Annotated in this window: 19 protein-coding genes; 5 read left to right on the forward strand and 14 right to left on the reverse strand. The window is 39.3% G+C overall.

The genetic code is table 11. The features are described 5' to 3' along the window. Nucleotides 1-97 precede the first annotated feature (97 nt). Nucleotides 98-712 carry a TlpA family protein disulfide reductase gene (locus P278_RS00570; protein ID WP_038260647.1) on the reverse strand — a complete coding sequence of 205 codons (615 nt, stop codon included), beginning with the start codon at nucleotides 710-712 and terminating at the stop codon, nucleotides 98-100. A gap of 126 nt (nucleotides 713-838) precedes the next feature. Further along, a complete protein-coding gene (locus P278_RS00575) occupies nucleotides 839-1,591 on the reverse strand; it encodes a hypothetical protein (RefSeq protein WP_038260650.1) in 753 nt (250 codons plus the stop codon). 356 nt (nucleotides 1,592-1,947) lie between these two features. On the opposite strand from P278_RS00575, the gene P278_RS00580 reads away from it, so the two are divergent. The 3 genes from P278_RS00580 to P278_RS00590 are packed head-to-tail and all read left to right on the forward strand — an operon-like array spanning nucleotide 1,948 to nucleotide 3,047. Continuing rightward, nucleotides 1,948-2,511: an RNA polymerase sigma factor gene (locus P278_RS00580; RefSeq protein WP_038260657.1), complete on the forward strand. Its 564-nt coding sequence runs from the start codon at nucleotides 1,948-1,950 to the stop codon at nucleotides 2,509-2,511. Between the two features lie 4 nt (nucleotides 2,512-2,515). Next, nucleotides 2,516-2,821, forward strand: a complete 306-nt coding sequence (locus P278_RS00585; protein WP_139226706.1) for a hypothetical protein — start codon at nucleotides 2,516-2,518, stop codon at nucleotides 2,819-2,821. Then, nucleotides 2,811-3,047, forward strand: a complete 237-nt coding sequence (locus P278_RS00590) for a hypothetical protein (protein WP_038260659.1) — start codon at nucleotides 2,811-2,813, stop codon at nucleotides 3,045-3,047. Before P278_RS00585 ends, P278_RS00590 begins: the two co-directional genes overlap by 11 nt. A gap of 1,032 nt (nucleotides 3,048-4,079) precedes the next feature. Here P278_RS00590 and P278_RS00600 read toward each other — a convergent pair. The 10 genes from P278_RS00600 to gcvP form a co-directional block, all read right to left on the reverse strand. Beyond that, nucleotides 4,080-5,015 (reverse strand): polysaccharide deacetylase family protein, encoded by a 936-nt coding sequence (locus P278_RS00600; RefSeq protein WP_038260662.1) that lies wholly within the window; start codon nucleotides 5,013-5,015, stop codon nucleotides 4,080-4,082. Nucleotides 5,016-5,034: 19 nt separating this feature from the next. After that, complete coding sequence (locus P278_RS00605) at nucleotides 5,035-5,886, reverse strand: glycosyltransferase family 2 protein (protein ID WP_038260671.1); 852 nt, start codon at nucleotides 5,884-5,886, stop codon at nucleotides 5,035-5,037. 12 nt (nucleotides 5,887-5,898) lie between these two features. Further along, on the reverse strand, nucleotides 5,899-6,423 hold the full coding sequence (locus tag P278_RS00610) for a methyltransferase domain-containing protein (protein ID WP_038260673.1): 525 nt from the start codon (nucleotides 6,421-6,423) through the stop codon (nucleotides 5,899-5,901). A gap of 82 nt (nucleotides 6,424-6,505) precedes the next feature. Beyond that, entirely contained in the window at nucleotides 6,506-7,906 is a 1,401-nt protein-coding gene (locus P278_RS00615; protein ID WP_082436053.1) for a sulfatase-like hydrolase/transferase, read from the reverse strand. Between the two features lie 117 nt (nucleotides 7,907-8,023). Next, nucleotides 8,024-8,785 carry an NYN domain-containing protein gene (locus P278_RS00620; RefSeq protein ID WP_038260679.1) on the reverse strand — a complete coding sequence of 254 codons (762 nt, stop codon included), beginning with the start codon at nucleotides 8,783-8,785 and terminating at the stop codon, nucleotides 8,024-8,026. 148 nt (nucleotides 8,786-8,933) lie between these two features. Then, nucleotides 8,934-9,335: a SpoIIAA family protein gene (locus P278_RS00625; RefSeq protein ID WP_038260682.1), complete on the reverse strand. Its 402-nt coding sequence runs from the start codon at nucleotides 9,333-9,335 to the stop codon at nucleotides 8,934-8,936. Nucleotides 9,336-9,465: 130 nt separating this feature from the next. Further along, nucleotides 9,466-11,328, reverse strand: coding sequence for a sulfatase family protein (locus tag P278_RS00630; RefSeq protein WP_038260686.1), 1,863 nt, complete (start codon nucleotides 11,326-11,328; stop codon nucleotides 9,466-9,468). A gap of 105 nt (nucleotides 11,329-11,433) precedes the next feature. Then, nucleotides 11,434-13,500, reverse strand: coding sequence for a glycoside hydrolase family 20 zincin-like fold domain-containing protein (locus P278_RS00635; RefSeq protein ID WP_038260689.1), 2,067 nt, complete (start codon nucleotides 13,498-13,500; stop codon nucleotides 11,434-11,436). A gap of 133 nt (nucleotides 13,501-13,633) precedes the next feature. After that, nucleotides 13,634-14,692, reverse strand: coding sequence for a 3-oxoacyl-ACP synthase III family protein (locus P278_RS00640; protein WP_038260692.1), 1,059 nt, complete (start codon nucleotides 14,690-14,692; stop codon nucleotides 13,634-13,636). Between the two features lie 179 nt (nucleotides 14,693-14,871). Continuing rightward, the gene (gcvP, locus tag P278_RS00645) at nucleotides 14,872-17,715 is read right to left on the reverse strand and encodes an aminomethyl-transferring glycine dehydrogenase (protein WP_038260695.1); all 2,844 of its coding nucleotides are present in this window, start codon (nucleotides 17,713-17,715) and stop codon (nucleotides 14,872-14,874) included. 240 nt (nucleotides 17,716-17,955) lie between these two features. Here gcvP and P278_RS00650 point away from each other — a divergent pair, with 240 nt between their 5' ends. Next, complete coding sequence (locus tag P278_RS00650) at nucleotides 17,956-18,768, forward strand: UbiA prenyltransferase family protein (protein WP_038260699.1); 813 nt, start codon at nucleotides 17,956-17,958, stop codon at nucleotides 18,766-18,768. On the opposite strand, the gene P278_RS00655 is transcribed toward P278_RS00650, so the two are convergent. Beyond that, the gene (locus P278_RS00655; RefSeq protein WP_038260702.1) at nucleotides 18,754-19,014 is read right to left on the reverse strand and encodes a hypothetical protein; all 261 of its coding nucleotides are present in this window, start codon (nucleotides 19,012-19,014) and stop codon (nucleotides 18,754-18,756) included. The genes P278_RS00650 and P278_RS00655 overlap by 15 nt on opposite strands. Nucleotides 19,015-19,025: 11 nt before the next feature. Then, a complete protein-coding gene (locus P278_RS00660; RefSeq protein WP_038260705.1) occupies nucleotides 19,026-19,583 on the reverse strand; it encodes a sigma-70 family RNA polymerase sigma factor in 558 nt (185 codons plus the stop codon). Between the two features lie 74 nt (nucleotides 19,584-19,657). On the opposite strand from P278_RS00660, the gene P278_RS00665 reads away from it, so the two are divergent. Further along, nucleotides 19,658-20,041 carry a rhodanese-like domain-containing protein gene (locus P278_RS00665; RefSeq protein WP_038260708.1) on the forward strand — a complete coding sequence of 128 codons (384 nt, stop codon included), beginning with the start codon at nucleotides 19,658-19,660 and terminating at the stop codon, nucleotides 20,039-20,041. Nucleotides 20,042-20,049 lie beyond the last annotated feature (8 nt).

Raw genomic sequence — 20,049 nt, forward strand, 5'->3', positions numbered from 1 at the left:
TTTTTTATGGGACAACGTCAAATTTAGTTTTTACGTTTTTGTCGAATATTGTGGTCATAATTTCTGAACCGATTACCTAATCCTTAGTAATTAAACCTCATAACACCCATTTCTTAATTTTTCTGTTGAGCTTCTTCTCATTGTTCCCAAACCACTTCGCTACGATCTTACCTTCTTTATCAATCAGGAAAAAATACGGCCAGCCATCAATCTGATATACTTCACTGATCTTAGCCTTATCCTTCGCCTCCCATATAGAAGTACATTCAAAATCTATCTTCGCTTTCTCAGCCATTTTATTCCAATGCGCCTTTGCATCGTCCCAATGAAATGAAATCACCTTTAATTCCTTGTCATACTTTTTCTGTACGTGATTCATTTGCTCATAGGTACCCCAGCAAGGTCCGCAATAGGTGGCGGTAAAATTCAATAATACATATTGCTTACCCCGATAGTCCTCTAAAGCGATCTCCTTACCTTTCTCGTCAATACCAATAAAATTATAGGCTTGATCCCCTTCATCTACCGTTAGATCTTCTTGAGCGTAAACACCCGTTGTAATCAGGAATAAACCAAATATTAAAAATAAAAGCCTTGAGGTCGGACTGCAAGAATAAGTCATAGGTGGAACTGTAATGTCAAATTTAATATGATCGACAATATAGTAAATTTGTGATATAATGAGCGTAATAGCCTTACGGTTTTGTTTCATAATTTACACGATGAAAAGTTTTTTTCTTGTAGGACTTATTTCCATCAGGGGCACATCTAATAATTTCTCACAATAACGGCTATGAGGTCGATTATATCACCTCCTTAATTTTTAAATACCCGATTATTAAACCTTAAAATCAACAAACTGCAGGGCATAGCTGTCTTTACCCTTTCGGTCATAGAAATTTTCTTCCGACTTTATAAGATCCTGGCAACACAAAATAACGAACCGCGAATGTTCCGGATGTTCCAATGGGTCACAGGTTAATATAATTTCCCCCATATCCGACTTCCCTTTCTGCACAACAACAGCATCACCGGTGTAAGCCATCGTTTCGTATGTATTTAGGTCGATTTCTACGACGATTACCATCAGTTCCAGGTGGGTGACTCGTTTCTTCAGTCGATCGGAGGGTTCAAGGTTCTTTATATGTAGGCTGTTCGTTTCAGTTGCATACATTATTTCACCATGTAATTTCGTAGATAGGGGAGCGCACGGATTCAGGGCGAAGTCTTTTAATAACTGAAAGCCTTTCCTGAAACCTAATCCCTTAATAAGGCTGCGCTCACCTGGTTCCGATAACGTATCCTCCTTAATGACCCTTGTGAACAACCCGGTTAGCTTTGCATACAACTTGTTTACAGAAGCCTGATAACTAAAATACTTAATTGCTGCATACACTGATTTGGCAGTCAAAGAAGCTTTTCCAAATTCTGAAACATTCTGCTTTACCTCCTCTAAACTAGGCAAGGTTTGGATCATATCCGCGGTGACGGTGACCGTCCTCCTTCTGGTAAAGGTTTTTCCATCCTTGTTGTAATAGGTGGTGTTTCCTATGCTTCCCGATAACTGAACCGGACCTTTTACTTCTCCCATAATCAATAAATTAGCGTTGATGAATAGTTCAATATAACCCTTAATTAAAACGAATCCATGAAATCTTATCTTTTTTCGACGAAAAACACTACATGAAATAGGTTTAATCCTACCGTTAAGGTAGTTTTGTACCCTCTAGGCCCGGTGCAAAGGCATAGATAAGGCATAGATAAGGCATGGATACCATAGGGTTAATATATACCTTCGATGGGGCATAAATAGATGATAATTCAACTAAACCAAGTAAAAAGTGCCATAAAATCCGTTAGTTTTTTGAGGAGAAATGAATAAAAATCAATACTATTTAAAATATTTCTGCTTTTCGAACGACTATATAGTATAGCATCAACCAATTCATGAATCAAAAAGAAAAAAACAGTGTCATTCAACAACTTACCCGCAAGGAGGAAAGTCGTTTGGTGCACTTTTTAAAACAGTGGATTCCTAATAAGGAAGATGCCAAAGACATTGCGCAAGATGTGTTCTATAACCTGGTATTAGGGTTCGAAGAAATAAAAGATATCGATAAAATGACCTCTTGGCTGTATAGCACAGCGCGGTTTAAGGCCATCGACTTCTTACGTAAAAAGAAACCCACCCTGGCTTCGGATATGAACAGGAGCCATGATACTGAAGAACAAGCGAGCGACATCTTTGAATGGCTGCAAGACTACATCCCTCCGCAACAAGAGATTGCGATGTGGCAGGAAGAGGTCTATGAAGTATTGGCAAATGCCTTGGCCCGTTTACCGGCAGCTCAGCGTGATGCCTTTGTATTACATGAAATGGAAGGGGTGCCAATGGCAGAAATAGCCAGACAGGAACAGGTATCGGTTAACACCATATTATCGCGTAAGCGTTATGCCGTTACAGCACTAAAAAAAGAATTACAACTATTGTATAACGAACTAAATGATTAAGAATATGAAAGCATTAAAAATTATTGGAGCCGTAATTCTGGGAGTTACACTCGTCGCTTTGTATGTGTTTGTGATCATGCACTTATGGAACTGGTTAATACCTGATATGTTTGGGGTTACCTCTATTACCTATTGGCAGGCAGCCGGTCTGTTGCTACTATTTAAACTATTATTCTTAGGAAACGGTTGGCGATGTAACAAAGATGAATCATCTAAGGATGACGAGGCTTATAAAGCCCACTGGAAGTCAAATTTCAGACAACGGTGGGAAGAAAAATGTAAAACTCAACAACAAAACAATGATGAATAACACTGCAACCACATTAGATATTATGGTTTTTGCTACAGGTGTTACCTCTGTAGAACAGGCCAATATTATCCTCGAAAAACTCCTTTTACACGATGGCGTAAAACAAGCCAATTTCGATATGGAAGACGTAGACAACATCTTAAGAGTAGTCTCTAGTGGTATAACCGAAAGAGAAATAGAGCAAATACTACTGCAACAGCGATTGTGGTGCCGCACCCTCGCCTAAAAGGTAAGCCTTGGACAATGGATTCCGTAATAAATGCGGAATGACAAAAAGCATGAGAAGCAATTTCTCCCCTTTAGGGGTGCAGGGGTAAGAAATTGCGATACGTCATTGCGAGCCTTTCGATAGAAAGGCGTGGCAATCTCTTCAATGATGGTTACTATCCTTCAAAAGATCGCCGCACTACACTTCGTTCCGTTCGCGATGACGGTTTGATTTCGACTTACACCTTCAATAGATATAGATTCCGTAATAAATGCGGAATAACATAGAGTAAGCAAAGCAATTTTTCTTGGTCGAACTACTTTTTCAATAAAAAAGATAACTTTTCTTAAGAAATAAGACGGCATGGGCTATGGCAAGCTGGGGCCCCCTAATTGAAAATCGCGTTAAATTATCTGCTGTCTGAGCCTCGTTTATGAACGAGGTGAGTTCAGAAAATTTAGTGATTGAAATACCAGGGGGTAGCTGAATAGCCAAGCCTAGCGTTTTTTGGTTCTTTTTTTGGCAATGCAAAAAAGAATGAAAGTGCTTTATGGTTTTGTGCTAGCAAAAATACCTCTTGACGGGCATCCTTTCTTTTGATTCGTTCTCTGTGGATGGGCAATTGCGTAGCAAATCAGGAGCTCCTAAACAAAGCAATAAGTAAATTGGTGAATAAAGATTCATCATGATTTCATCAAATCCACTTTAAAGCTTCATATATAAACCCTTTTCCTTTAAAAAAGATAACATTCTCTCCCAGGTAATGGTCGACTCCTTCCTTCAATCGATTCCGTAATAAATGCGGAATGACAAAGAGCATGAGAAGCAATTTCTCCCCTTTAGGGGTGCAGGGGTAAGAAATTGAGATACGTCATTGCGAGCCTTTCGATAGAAAGGCTCGCAATCTCTTCAATGGTAGTTATCAGCCTTCAATCGATTCCGCACCAAGTGCGGAATGACAAGGGACTTCGAATTCCTTCCTTCAATAGATTCCCCAATAAATGTGGAATAACATTAGAAAAATAATATTAAGAGCCGAAAGTCGAAGGACTAATTCGACTTATTCTGAATCCCCTCATACAAAGAAATAACCTCCTTCATATCAGGCTCACTCCTCATAAATGGCAATCGCTCCTCTTGGGTCGGCATATAACGATACAGCCACGAAACACCCCATTTTTTATAATAAGTGTCCTCCTGTTGATACACCGAATCTGTCAGCGCTTCATCTAAACTGATAAAACCGTAGCCCCTGTCTTTGAGCAACTTTACCAGTTGCGGTAAATAAGCAGCATTCAACGGATTATCATGACAGAGGTAGATATGCTTTATATCACGGTTGTAGATCGTATCGCTTAGCTCCTCAAAAAACTCAAAATATTCGAGCGTCTTTTCTACGTAGGTCAAACCAATCGCTTTAGCTTTCTCCGGCTGATTATTATCGAGGTAATATTCATAGATATAGTTGAACATCCAGTCCGAACTTTCTATAGTGAATGGCGTGATCGTATAGTTGTTTGAAGAAAGAAATTCTGCTATCTGCTTGTGCTGTAAGCTGTCCTTCCCCAAGTCATTGAATGGAAACCGAAAATAGGAGAGTGACTTTTCGTATTTCTTAGAAAGTTCGCGGGTGATATAAGCCCCTTTTAGAACATCCACAGAAAAAGATTCAAATCCAGCTTCAGAATACCTTGAATGACTAAAGGAATGATTGGCAAGCGTAATATAAGATCTTTGACTCCAAGCATCGAGAAGGGCAAAATTCTTGGCAGTAGCACCTCCTTTATAGATTAATCCTTCGTTAATAAAAATTGCAATAGGAATTTTCAGCGAATCGAGCTGGTCCAGTAAAGGCGTTTGATAATTAGCTTTTTCGTAGGCTCTGGTATTCGGCACATCGTCGATGGTGATTGCCACCGACTTCTGCGCATGAGATTGACAAAAAGTAAGTAGTAGATAAAAAACAAAAAGACCTCTGAAATACATAAAGTAGTGATTATGACTACTAAAATAACTTCTTTTTGATATTCTGAAAACGATAGTTCCTTATAAATTTCCCTTCAGCCTCATTCACCATTAATGGAACTCCATTTCTTTTGGCTTGAAAATACCCTTTGAGATTGTGAATAAGCACCTTGGCTTTCTGTTGTTTTATAGCCATTTTAGCCGAAGCGATAACGGTTAGTAAAAAGCCATACCTCATTTTATACATAGCCTCCCCTTGCAATAACTTCGCTTTTTTATTGTATCCTTTCCCCGTCGGTCGTAGGTGTTTTACAATAAGCGATTCGTCTGTAATAATGTCAAAACCGTGATAACGACATAAGAGCTCATCAACCGTATCCCATCCCATACTACTTTGTAATCCGCCAATTGCTTTAAAGCAGTCTTTGGAATAAGCCTTAAAAGCACCGCGAACATGATCTTTGTTCATAGGGTGGTTTAACAGCCATTGTCCCTCAGGTGCTTCCTCATAAACAAATCCTCCGGCCAGTCCCACCTTCTTATTTACAGAGAAGATAGCCGCAATACGTTCAAAATAATGAGGAGGTAAGATCAGGTCAGCATCTAACTTTACGATAAAGTCATAGGCATCATCCAATACTTCCAGTCCTTTTTTAAACGCATTTACAACTTTGCTACCCGGCATATGCAGCGTAGAAGAGGTCGTGTTTAGTTTCTCTATGAAATCATACTTAACAGTAAAACTGTCAATGATCTGCTCGGTACCATCTGTAGAGTGATCATTAACCACTACTACTTTTTCAGGGAGTAAGGATTGTTGGACTACAGAGTCAAGCGTTAGTTTAAGAAACGCTTCCTCGTTGTGAGCAGGGATAACTACATAATACTTCATGACGATAGTATCTTACTTTTTACGCTCAGCATAAACCATATAATAACGAGGGGTGAAACTACGTAATAGCGGACGAATACCGAGTTTTTTAACCGGATTGGTGAATTTTTCCCTCGCTTTTATTTCCCAGCCAGCCTTTTCTAACAGCCAATCAAACTGCCAGTCTTCGAACTCGTGGTAATGACGGTCCCACATATCAGTTTTACTGCGGTATGCAGGAGCAAACCATAATTTAAGCGGTATGCTGGCCACCAGTTTATCGGCTTTAATATCTTTTAAAACGTTTAAAGGCGCTAATAAATGTTCGAATATTTCGAAGGCTGTTACCACATCGTAGTCAGTGCCTTGAACCGCTTCCGTATGGAGGTCCAGATCTTCTCCTTTGGTGTTGGTAACATTGTACCCCTGTTGTTGCATAATATCGGAGAAGGGATTACTCACACCAAGATCTAAAATCTTGGCAGAAGTATCGATGTGTTCTTTTAAAAAGCTAATGGTGTGCTTATATCGTTTGTTCGGAAAACTGTTCTCGTACATGGTTTTTATCTATGGCTTACAAACATACATAATTTCTCTTCACCAGTATAGTTCTCTCATCAATCTATACAGATAAAGCCAATTACTCCGGTTGCTTCATTATATAGTCATAATCATAAAGGCTTACTTGTCTTTTTCGCCACATCGGACCTTCTAAAAATACAGGGTGGGGGAGTTGTACATCCCAATCACCTAGCTTTTTAAGAAGCGCTTTGGTTATATCAAGACGCTCCAGTGCCAGGTCGTTTTCTTCAGTAACGTCCGTTGGTAAATGGTAGAGTTGTGGAAGTCGGTCCGGTAACCTGATGAGTTTCCAGTCGCCCTCTCTGATAGCCGCACTAATGGTAAAACGCCATTTAAATTCACGTTCAGGAGTTGCATTTTTAGAACCCTGCAGAAAAGGGATAAGGTTTTCTCCCGAAAACGTATCGGCTTCTATGGTTTGTGATCCCCCGGCAAGGGCTACAAATGTGGGAGCCAGGTCTAAGGCCGATACCGGATTCTTATAGGTCTGATTCTTTTCCAAAAGATCTGGGTAACTCATAATAAAGGGTACGTGAATACCTCCTTCGAGCAGGATGCCTTTTTGTCCCCGATACGGCGCATTATTCGACGCATTGGTGGTAACCGGTCCCCCGTTATCACTTATAAAGACAACCAGAGTCTGCTTATCGAGTTTTTCCTTTTTTAAAGTCTCCATGATCCTGCCGACGTTCACATCTAAGCGATGGACCATGGCGGCATAAGTTCTTCTTTTTTTATCAGCGATGTGCTTGTACAATGTAAGGTCTGATTTAGTTGCCTGCATAGGCGTATGAGGGGCATTGAAAGCAGCATATAAAAAGAAGGGCTCATCGCGATGCCTTTTAATAAAGTCAATGCATTCATCACCTTTATCATCCGTTAGATAGGTAATGGCCTGTGGGGTCTTGAAATTACTTTCCAACGGTTCTTTATAGCCTTTTCCATTAGGTAAGGCTTCAAAATAATCATGGCCGCCACCAGTATAACCCCAGAATTCATCAAACCCTCTTTTTAACGGATGAAATTGCGGGAGCTTCCCTAAATGCCACTTCCCGATAATACCCGTGGCGTAACCTAATGATTTGAGACGGTCGGCAATGGTGGTTTGACTGACAGGCATCCCGTTATATTCCGGATCAAAACCCGGTTGATTCCCGCCAAGGTTATTGTCATGTCCGAATTCAACCTGGTTCACACCCGTTAAAAGTCCGGCTCTCGACGGACTACAAACTGGGGCAGATACATAACCCTCCGTAAAACGTATGCCGTTTTTAGCCAGGGCATCAATGTATGGTGTCTTAATTTGTTTGCTCCCGTTTATACTTAAATCTCCAAATCCCAGATCGTCGGCTACAATAAGAATAATGTTAGGTTGTTGATCTTTTGTCTGGCCTTGTGCCACTGTTGGGAATATACCCATTAGAAGTATACAGATCATGAATAGTCTTGGTAGCCTCATTTCATAATTATTTAAAGTTTGGAGAATAGCTTAGTTGAGGTAAACATATAATATCTTGAAATGAATGCAAATAGTTTACTACCAGTTTCATGCAGTAACGGTACAAATGAGTCACCATTAATTTTTGCGAGACCGTGACTTTCTTTTGGTATTTTCTTTATTCTTTACATAAATGAGTTTATGGCGACTTTTAGAAGTTTCCCGCTCTTCGATTTCAAAGGTTCCGGTCGATTTAATAAGTGGAGTAAGTTTCTGAAAACCGTAGTTTCTGGAATCGAAACTCGGTCTCTTTTTCTGTATGAGGTTCCCGACATCACCCAAAAATGCCCAGCCACTCTCGTCCGATAGATCTTCGATTGAAGTTGCTATGAGTTTAATTTCTTTAGACGTCAGTTTGTCGAATGAATCTTTCGCGTTGCTTTTGTCCTCTTCAGTCTCTTTTTTGTTATTGGTTTTTAATACCTCTACATAGATGAACTTGTCGCAAGCCACTATAAAAGGATCCGGTGTCTTTTTCTCCCCAATACCTAATACATGCATTCCGGCTTCTCTTAACCTGGTGGCCAGTCGGGTGAAGTCACTATCGCTGGAAACCAGGCAAAATCCATTCACCTTTCCGGAATAGAGGATGTCCATAGCGTCGATGATCATAGCTGAATCTGTCGCATTCTTTCCGCTCGTATAACTGTATTGTTGTATGGGAGTGATGGCATTTTCCAATAGCATGTTTTTCCATTTGCCCAGTCTGGGAGATGTCCAGTCACCATAGATACGTTTAATGGTCGGATTCCCGTATTTGGCAATCTCTTCCATCATTTCTTTTACATAAGCAGAGGGGATGTTGTCTCCGTCGATAAGGACGGCAATATTTAAATCCATAAACGTTTTATTTATTTGAGTACATGCCTAAGAAAGACATGATTTTCCTCTAAGATACTATTAATTGATGATTTGATATGGAATTCTTCGGATTAACCTCAAATACGGGGATTTTATAATTTTCCGAAGGGAAATAAAGACGTCGGCATTAATGCAAAAACTGACTCCGGCTGCCTTTTACAAAAGCATACGCATCGTCTATTTCAGACACATCAAAATAACGTTCTTGTCTGCCCTTGCTGGCACGCTCAAAAAACAGATTATCTATAGGTACGAGGGCTTTTAAGATTTTTGAATGCGCTACAATGGCAATATGCCCCATATGCTGATAGTTTCTTAAAGACCATAATACATCTTCAAAGAAAGCTTTGGTGCTTGTCTTGGATAATTTCATCTCATCCAGTTTGATCAGAACATTGATACTGTCGAAACCTGCATCCCTTTTTTGCTGGAAAAATTTTTGACAAAGCTTTTCGTCGTTCTCTGTAAACCCGTCAATAACCTCAAGGGCCAACACGTTGTTGGTAAATGTTTTTAACTGCTCTACCATTTGATGCTACTTTAAATTATACTTGATTATGAATCTCAGTTACAAGTTAATAGATATAACGTTAGGGAACAAATTATCAGGGCAGACCTTATTATGAATGCCTCAATAATTGATTTTGTCACCTGGCTCATTAATCTTTTAAATATTTAATTCTTCTGCCTATTTCCATGTCTTTAGCCACCGCAGGTTGTAATTTATCACTATCGATGTTAAAGTCATATGTATAAGGAGCATCATGCATCAGGGTAATGGAATTCATGATTAACAAGGCTTCCACCGGATCGGTGCTTTCATAAAGAGCTTTCGTCATTACTGGTGCTGGATCTTCGGAGTTCGTAAGGCCCAAAAATTCGGCAGCTCTTACTTTATTGATAAGTTCAGGGTCGGTGCTTAGAATGTTCTCTATAGTTCCGGCCAGTGAAAGAGCCTCCGCTCCAAAAGCACTGCAACTGATTAATGCCCAGTATCTTTTCCATGGGTCCTTAGCTTTCAAAGCCATTCGAAGTTGCGATTTGACTTCTTCAAAAGGATTTAACGAATAGTCCGCGATGGCAATATAAGTTTCAATGTCACTTTGATGTTTCTTCCCGAAAGCCACCGGATTATCAAATGCTTTTTGCCTTAAATAGAATTCAGGAAAGAAAGAAAGGTCAGGCATTCTGGTGACCCATTTCTTTAAGCCTTTTCTCAGCGTTAAAAGGGTGTCCTGATAAGCAGAGTCGTTAGCCAGGTTCTTGGTTTCATAGGGGTCGCTCTCCAGGTCGAATAATAATTCGGCCGGTCGGGATTCGAAAAATGCAGCTTGTGCCAGATTTAGAGTGCCTTCCTCATAGCGTTGCTTCCATTCCTGATAAGCCAGTTGACGGTAACGATATTCATTGAATAAGCCGTCGTAATTAAAAGGTTGATAGCTTCTGATATATTTGAACCTCCCTTTGCGATAGCTTCGCACCAGGTCGTACTTTTCGTCAAAACGATCCGCATATCCGAAACTCTCATCTCGGGTGTTTAGCTCTGTCAGGTTTACCCCATCTCCCATAAAAGGCTTACCGTCAATTTGTTCCGGAATAGAAATACCTGCTAAGTTAAGTACCGTAGGAGCCAGGTCAATAAAGTTTACAAAGCCGTCAATGCTGCTACCTTGGTTGGCAGGCGCCAGATGTTGGTATTTCTCCGGAACATAAACAACCATAGGAACATGCAACCCGGTTTCATATAAATAACCTTTACTACCCGGTAGCACGCCGCCATGATCTCCGTAATAAAAAATAAAGGTGTTTTCTAATAAGCCATCTTGAGCCAGGTCGTTAACAACAGAACCTACTAATGAATCCAGTTTGACGATCTGGTCGCGGTAGCGAGCATTCGTATATCTGAAAAGTTCAGAGTCAGGATGGTTTGGCAATACGAATACACTGTCCTTGTTAGTGATTGTAGGTCGTTTTTCCAATTGCTCCTTTTTGAAATGTAAACTGCCTTCATGGGTATTAGCAATGTTCTGAACATGAAAGAAAGGTTGTCCGGGTTTTCTGTGCTTCCAGCTGGCCTTTTTTGATGATTCGTCCCATACACTGTCACCTTTAATATAGTTGTAGTCTTCCTTGTTGTTATTGGTGGTATAGTAGCCATGAGCCCTCAGGTAGGCAGGAAACATCTGCAGATGTTCAGGCATAGTAACCAGCTTCATTCTCCGGTGAAACTGAGTGCCCGTTCTTGGCGCATAACATCCGCTGATAATCGTCGAACGAGCCACGCTGCATACAGGAGCATTAGAAAAGGCATGGTTAAACTTAAGACCTTGCTCCGCCAGTTTTTCAATATTCGGAGTGGCAACCCCATGGGGGTCAAAAAGTTTCATGTAGTGTTTAGAATTGTCCTCTGAAGTAATCCAGACAATGTTAGGTGGGGGTACGGAAGATTCCTCCTTTGTTTTACATGATGTAAGGTTTAATAAAGTGCAAATTAAAGCGAGAACAGCAAAGTGTTTATGCATGATAGCCAGTTGGTATTGGTCAGTTAGAGCCCAATATAAATAAAAACTGTGATAGGATTAAGTAGACCCTACCACAGTTTAACCATCTAACTATGCGTAATTAAATTATTTTCCGAAAGCCTCGCTCACTTTTTCAAGGAACAACATTTCAGCATAAAACTGCCAGTCGAAATTAAGTGACTGATTGGCCAGGTGAACATGATGATCCTGGTCTAAAATATAATTGTCCGGCTTGTTGAGTTTACGAGTCTTGCCGTATACTGTTTCCAGGTCTGCTCTTAAGCTTTTAAACTTTGCTGGTAATTCCTTAACCTCTTTTGCTAAGGCTTCTTTGGTTGTTAAATCAGTTGCCATGTCATACTCCTCAAGAGTTAGAAGAGCGCCGGTAGTGAATTGAACCAACTTATTTACTTGTTCATAGATCTCCAGTGTATACTGATTTCTAATGGCTGTAGCTTTTGCCTTTTCAATTTGTTGGGCTATTTTTTCAGTGGCAGCAAATGCGTCCTTTGCTTTTACTAAACGTTCCTGGTGCGCTTCCGACCACTTACCAGGTGCCTCTGCATCAGGCAAGTCGATCACCACCTTGGTCTTCGCTTCTTCGTTACGACTAATATAGTTTCGAGAGTTTCCTTTTAATAAAGCATTTTTCCAATAAGCCACCGGTCCTTCAAGATCGTCAATGAATGCATATGAACTATCAGCCATTTTATTAGAAAATGCTCTTTGTCTGTAAAGCGATTTAATGGCTTCCTTATTCAGCTTATCACCACTCCACGTATATTCCGCAAAGGCTAAAATTCCACGGTTGAATAATTCGAAGTGAGGAGAATCATCATCCCAAAGCGTCAGTAATAACCCATTCAGATTGTTCTTGATAGAAGAAACCGCAAAGGATTTAATAGGATCAATATTGCTTTCGTTTTGTGGCATAAGTACCCAACGTGTTTGTCCGGCAGTAGCGCCCATAACCTGTAGGCCATTATCAGTAAACCATTTCATGGCTTTCTTATTTCCGTATATTTCCGGATTCGTATAACTCCATCTCATATAGATGCAGTTTTTAGGGAATTGCTCCAGGAAGTCCTCTAGTTTCTGACCATTAGCAGCCCATAATGAATCTGTTTTTTCAACCGTAAAATTTGTGTTATGCGTAGGGCCATAAACTCCTGCATTTTTTAATGGCATATCATCCCAGAAAATCGGAATACGATTATGCTTTTCAGCAAAGTCAGTTACTTTATTCAACCAGATCAGCTGTAGCTCTAAAGCCGATTTACCGCTGTTTCTTCCGTTGGTGTGTACTTCATCACCTCCAATATGTAAATACTTACCATGGGGAGTCGCTTTAATAGCGTCCTCATAAAGATCAAATTGTACTTCATAGGTCTTTTCATCAAGCGGATTAAAAGCCCAGTCACTTTCAGAATCGTCTCTTAGGTCTTTGTATTCATCATGTTTTAATATAAATGACGCATGGCCTAATCCCTGGATTAGGGGGCTGATCTCTATATGTCTCTCCTTTGCATAGTCACTTAATTTGCTCCACTCTTCAATAGTAAAGGCATCCGCAGAAGCAACTACAGGTTGTTGCTCAAACTTCAACTTGTCTTCCATCTCAACAATAATCCCATTAATCTTGTAATGAGCTAATTTATCGATGAGATTGTAATAGTAGTCCTTGGTTTCTCTATGATGTTTGATGTCGAGATGGATCGCCCGGTAGGCTAACAGCGGATAGTCTGTAATACTGCAAACAGGCAAATTCACCTGCTGCTCACTGGCATCCATCATGAGTTGTTCTAAACTTTCGAATCCATATAATAATCCGGCTTCGTCCTTCGCAGTAATACGAATCTTGTCTTTGCTGATCTCAAGTTCATATCCTCCGGCATTCATGTCGAGATCAGTGGAAATACTTATTTCAAGTGTGGCATCTGCTTGACTTTCCGAAGCACTCAACTCTTCAGATAGTTCTGTCTTGGGTAAGGCCAGGCCAGCCTCTGAGTAATATGATGTTACATCAGAAGGTGCCAGCTCACTCGCTCCATTAACAGTAAACTCCTGAGGTGTAGGCAGTAGTTTAAAATCACCTAATTTGTTTTCCTTCTCTGTGCACGAATTAAAGAGCAATAAAGAGATAATGGAAAAGGCAAAGAATCTATTTTTCATAATAAGGTTCGATATGTGTTTTCGTAAAAGTAAACTTGTTTTACGAATATTCAAAATAAAACGAACATTTTAACCTTATGAATAATAAGATTTTGAAAATTTATTAGGCTAATAAATAACTAAACGAAATGAATTAGCATTGATAAACAATGGCATTCAGGTTCATTCCGGCACCTACACTGGCAAACATAATAATATCTCCTTTTTGGATTTTTTGGTTTTCCAGCTGTTGGTTGATTACCATATCAAAGAGGGTAGGGATTGTAGCTACAGAACTGTTCCCTAATTTATGTATGTTCATAGGCATAACTCCCTCAGGAACGGGTGTTTTATAGGCTCTGTAAAACCTTTTAATGATAGCCTCGTCCATCTTTTCATTGGCCTGATGAATGAATACTTTTTTCAGATCTTCAATTGCAACACCGCTTTTCTCCAGACAGCTTTTCATTGCCTTCGGTACCTCCGTAACAGCAAATTCGTAAATCTTTCTTCCGTGCATTTTGATATATCGGGTGTCTTCTTCAATAGACGCATTATAAGACTTCCCAAAGAATAGGAAATAAGCCTCTTCAGCGGCAAAAGTAGCAGATTCATGGGCAAGAATTCCTCCTGGTTCATCGGTATGTTCGATAATCGCAGCACCTGCACCATCAGAATAGATCATAGAATCGCGATCGTGCTTGTCTACAACTCTCGAAAGTGTTTCTGCACCAACAACCAGGCACTTCTTGGCAATTCCTGCTTTGATAAAAGCCTGCGCCTGGATCACTCCCTCTATCCAACCCGGACAACCAAAAATAAGGTCGTAAGCCACACATTTAGGATTCTTAATCCCTAAGGAATGTTTTACCCTAACAGCCAGACTCGGTAAGGTGTCTCCTTGTACTGTGCCGTGTCTGACATCACCAAAATTGTGGGCTATAATAATATAATCTAAAGTTTCCGGATCTACCTTTGCACTTTCAATAGCTCTTTCAGCAGCAAAATATGCCAGATCGGAAGTATTTAAATGATTCTTGGCATATCGTCGTTCCGCTATTCCCGTAATATCTTTGAACTTATCAATTATGATATCATTTGAAAACTCAAACTTAGCACCATTCTTATCCAGAAATTCGTGTTCTGCAAAATTACTGTTGCATGAAACTTCTGAAGGGATGTAACTCCCTGTACCACTTATCTTAATTCCCATTTTGCTATGTTTAATTTTATGTAAATTTCGGTAATTCGTACTTGTTTTATTATGCAGGCATAATAAATTATACGACGTTCAAATTAATTTTCTCAAGATGAGGATTCCTTTTCGAAAAACAAAAGAGCCCTTCAATTTTCTTTGAAGGGCTCTTGTTTATTGGTGTTTTGAAAGTATTGTTATGCCTCTATGTAAGTTTCGATAGGAGCACAAGTACACATTAAATTACGGTCTCCAAACGCATCATCCACTCTTCTTACCGAAGGCCAAAATTTATTTTCAGCAATGTATTCTAACGGATAAGCAGCTTTTTGTCTGCTATATGGATGCTTCCATTCGTCGTCTGTTAACATTTGAAGGGTGTGAGGTGCATTCTTTAATACGTTATCCTCATCATCCGCTAATGTATCGATCTCTTCTCGGATTGAAAGTAAGGCATCACAAAAACGATCTAGCTCCTGACGGCTTTCACTTTCTGTTGGTTCAACCATAAGGGTTCCTGCAACCGGGAATGAAACCGTTGGAGCATGGAATCCGTAATCGATTAAACGCTTTGCGATATCTACTACTTCAATTCCGTTCTTTTTATAAGGACGACAGTCAACGATCATTTCGTGAGCCGCACGACCACGTTCTCCTGTGTAGAGGATATCGAATTTGGTCTCTAAACGACTTTTGATGTAGTTAGCATTAAGGATTGCATTAATAGTCGATTGCTTTAATCCATCAGCTCCTAGCATCTTGATATAACCATAAGATATTAAGCATACTAGTGAACTACCCCATGGAGCTGCAGAAATAGCTTCAATGGCATTGCTTCCACCTGTAGGAATAACAGGGTTAGATGGTAAAAACTCTACTAAATGCTCCGCTACACATATCGGACCAACACCAGGACCACCACCACCATGAGGAATGGCAAATGTCTTGTGTAGGTTTAGGTGACAAACATCAGCGCCAATAGTAGCAGGATTGGTTAATCCAACCTGGGCATTCATATTCGCTCCATCCATATATACTTGTCCGCCGTTATCGTGAATGATCTGTGTGATCTCCTTGATAGATGATTCAAATACCCCGTGTGTAGATGGGTATGTAACCATTAAAGCAGATAGATTGTCTTTGTATTTTTCAGCTTTTTCACGTAAGTCTTCAACGTCAATATTTCCACGGTCATCAGTTTTGGTAACTACAACCTTCATTCCGGCTAATACCGCCGACGCCGGATTGGTACCGTGGGCAGAAGCTGGAATTAAACAGATGTTTCTGTGTCCTTCACCACGCGATTCGTGATACGAGTGAATAGCCATTAAACCGGCATATTCTCCCTGGGCACCAGAATTTGGCTGTAATGAAGTGCCGGCAAAACCGGTAATTACGTTAAGCTGGTGTTCTAATTCTTTCAGTACAGTTTGATACCCTTCAGCCTGCTCTACTGGAACGAATGGGTGAATATTAGCCCATTGAGCCATACTTAAAGGAAGCATCTCAGTAGCTGCATTCAGCTTCATAGTACATGAACCCAATGAAATCATAGAGTGGTTCAGAGATAAATCTCTACGCTCTAATTTTCTGATATAACGCATCATTTCAGTTTCTGAATGATACGAGTTGAATACTTTTTCCTGTAGGAAAGAAGAGCTTCTTTTAGTACCGTTAATAGTAGAAACATCACTTAGCTCAGTGATTGCCTCGGCTTTTTTACCAGCTACTTTAGCAAAGATCTTTACAATAACATTTATATCGTCAATATTAGTAGCCTCATTAATAGAAAGTGCTACGTGATTGTCGTCTATATAAAGGAAGTTTACTTCATGACTTTCAGCAGTAGCTTTAACTTTAGCAGCATCAGCTTTAATTAAAAGTGTGTCAAAGTAAGACTTGTTAAGTTGTTCAAATCCTAATTTCTCTAATGAACCAGCCAAAGTAACTGCAGAACCATGTACTTTGTTAGCAATATATTTTAATCCTTCCGGACCGTGATATACTGCATACATACCTGCCATAACCGCTAATAACACCTGCGCTGTACAGATATTAGAAGTCGCTTTATCTCTTTTTATGTGTTGTTCTCTGGTTTGAAGTGCCATTCGAAGTGCACGGTTACCATCTTTGTCTTTAGAAACACCGATGATTCTACCAGGAATGTTACGCTTATATTCTTCTCTTGTTGCAAAATATCCGGCGTGTGGTCCTCCATATCCTAATGGAATACCAAAACGTTGGGTGGTTCCAACCACGACATCCGCATCAAATTCTCCCGGAGGAGTTAATAATACCAAACTTAAGATATCAGCTGCAACAGCAACTTTTATGTCTGAAGCATGAGCCTTTTTTACAAAGTCTTCATAACTTAAAACTTCTCCGTGCTTTGCTGGGTACTGTAGTAGAGATCCGAAGAATTCACCTGAGAAATCGAATTCACTGTGATTTCCTACAACTAGCTCAATTCCCAATGGTTTTGCCTTGGTCGTTAAAACAGCAAGTGTTTGAGGTAATACTTCTTCAGAAACGAAAAACTTATGGGTGTTTTCTTTTTTCTGTGTTCTGCTTCTTAGGGCAAATAGCATGGTCATTGCTTCTGCAGCAGCAGTAGCTTCATCCAATAATGAAGCATTGGCAAGTGGCATACCGGTAAGATCACAGATCATGGTCTGGAAATTTAATAAAGCCTCTAAACGTCCTTGAGCAATCTCTGCTTGATAAGGAGTATAGGCCGTATACCATCCCGGGTTCTCAAATATATTTCTCTTAATTACTGAAGGGGTGAAAGCCTCGTGATAACCAAGTCCTATATATGATTTGAATAATTTGTTTTTAGATGCCAGTTGAAGCATGTGGTAAGAGTACTCGCTTTCACTTAATCCAACGGGTAGCTCTAAATCTTTCTTTAACCGTATGCCATCCGGTACGGTTTCATATATTAACTGCTCAATGCTATCAACACCAATGGTTTTTAGCATGTGTTCGATGTCTGTTGCTCTTGGGCCAATATGACGTAATGCAAAAGAATCTGTTTTCATGTGCTCGTTGTTTAATATGTTTTAGTCACATGGAACCTTCGGAATTGTACAAATCAAGAGTTAAAAATGTTTAACTATAGATGACTAAAATCCTATAGGTTTCATTTCCTTTTTAATTGTGTTGTTTTAGTGCGGCAAAAGTACATATTAAAATGGTAAAAAAAACCTTTTTAGGAATCTTGTAACATAAAGTTATAAACCACTGCTTAAGGATATTAACAGTTTCGTTACTTTTGTGGGATGCAATGGATTAAAACGATTTTTAATTTTTATATAGATGCTAGTATTCATGTAGCATTGGCAGTATATGCCTTAATACAGGTAACTTGTATAAACTATAATATCCCTTTCGAAGAAAACCTGAGTATTGCAATACTTTTAGGAGTAATCGTATCCTATAATTTTCTGAAATATGCAGAAGGTGCAGAGAAATACCTGATTGTAAAAAGGAAGTATACTAAAATCATACAGTTCTTTAGCTTCGCTTGTGCAGGAGGGGCAGTCTATTTTATGATGAAATTGCCATTGCGGACCTGGGTGTTGCTGGGAATCCTTACTTTTATTTCAGCCTTGTATATGATTCCAATCAGTAAAATAGGGAAGAATATTAGAAGTTTGACAGGTATTAAAGTATTTATAGTTGCTTCAGTCTGGGCATTAATTACCGTTGTATTACCCGTGCTGGATAAGCGTCTCGAGATGACAGGTGATTTAGTGGTGGAAACAGTTCAACGCTTTTTGTTTGTGGTGGCTGTTATGGTGCCCTTTGAGATAAGAGATTTGAGTAGAGATGCTCAAAACCTTAAAACGATTCCGCAATTATTAGGAGTTAGAAAGGCTAAAATGTTCGGGATATTGTTGATGCTATTGCTCTATTTGTTTGATTTTTTGAAAGATGAAAATAATATTGGAGAGCATTTGGTGTTGGCCTTTATAACCATATTGGTAATTGTTTTGGTAGGCCTGGCAAAAGAGAATCAAGGAAAGTATTATAGTGCATTCTGGGTTGAGGGTATTCCAATCGTTTGGTGGTTATTGCTATTGTTTTTTTAAAGATTCTGTCTCAATAACTTTTTTCATTACTTCTTTTTGCTCATTAGACAGCGCATTGAGTTTCGCTTTTGAACATAATGAAGTTAACTTGGTATTGTTAGAGGAATACTTTTTACACATCCCGCAAAGAAGTAGGTGCAAATTTAATTTTAGTTTATCAAGCCAGGTGGCCTCATTGTATTGCGATTTATCGCAAATTATTACTGCTTCATCACAATTGATAAATAGTTTAGACTTTTTCTTCATCGTTATATAAATTAAAACCAGTTGCTTTTTAGGCAAGAAGCCAAAGCCGTTCTCGCTCTGTGGATGATTACCCAAAGATTAGACGGTGTGATATTCAACTCATTACAAATTTCTTCGGTATCCATTCCTAAAATAGTTTTCATGGTGAAAACATCCGCTTGTTTTTTAGGGAGCTTATCAATGCACTTCTGGATAGCCAAGCCAAGTTCTTCGTTTTGAATACTATCTTCAATATTCATGCGTCTTTTATCCGCAACCCGTTCCTCAAGCCAGTCTCCTTCACTTTCATCAGAACCAATGGGGAAGTTTATTTTAACTTCAGCCTGACCTTTAGCTGAATTACTTCTTCGATAATGGTCGATGATTTTTCGTTTGAGGATAGAAACTAACCAGGTGCGTTCTGAGGCATTTCCTCTAAAATTATCAGCCGACTTCAGGGCTGCCAGGAAGGTTTCCTGAACCAAATCCTGGGCTATTTCAGTATCGTTAACTCTTCCTATAGTATAGTTAAAGAGGTAATCGGCATACAGATCTACCCATTCCGAAGGATTTAACGTGTTTTTTGGCATTAGATAATTTTAAGTTGTTCAAATTTATATAAAAACTAGAAATTATTGTTTTGTAACTTTGCTTAAAAACAATAATGAGGTATTTATTATACGTAATTGTGCTAGGGTGCGGTTTTATATTATTTTCAAATCAAGCCAATGCACAAGTGAAAACCAAACCAATTGAAGAGTATAAACTGAAAAAAGCAGACAAATTTCCTTTGATTGACGTAAGGACTCCTGACGAATATCGAGAGGGGCATTTACCAAATGCTGAAAATGTAAATGTGCTCGATGAGGCTTTTGTAGAAAAGATTCAGGCATACAACAAAAGGAAAAGAATATACCTCTACTGTAGATCCGGAGGAAGAAGCTTAAGGGCCAGTAAAATTTTAGATTCCTTAGGCTTTAAAAAAGTAATTAATCTGGATGGAGGATTTAATGCGTGGTCTGAAGCAGGAAAAAAGATAGAAAATTAAATAAAAAA

The sequence above is a fragment of the Zhouia amylolytica AD3 genome (assembly GCF_000511935.2).
In the GTDB taxonomy this organism is placed as follows: Bacteria; Bacteroidota; Bacteroidia; order Flavobacteriales; family Flavobacteriaceae; genus Zhouia; species Zhouia amylolytica.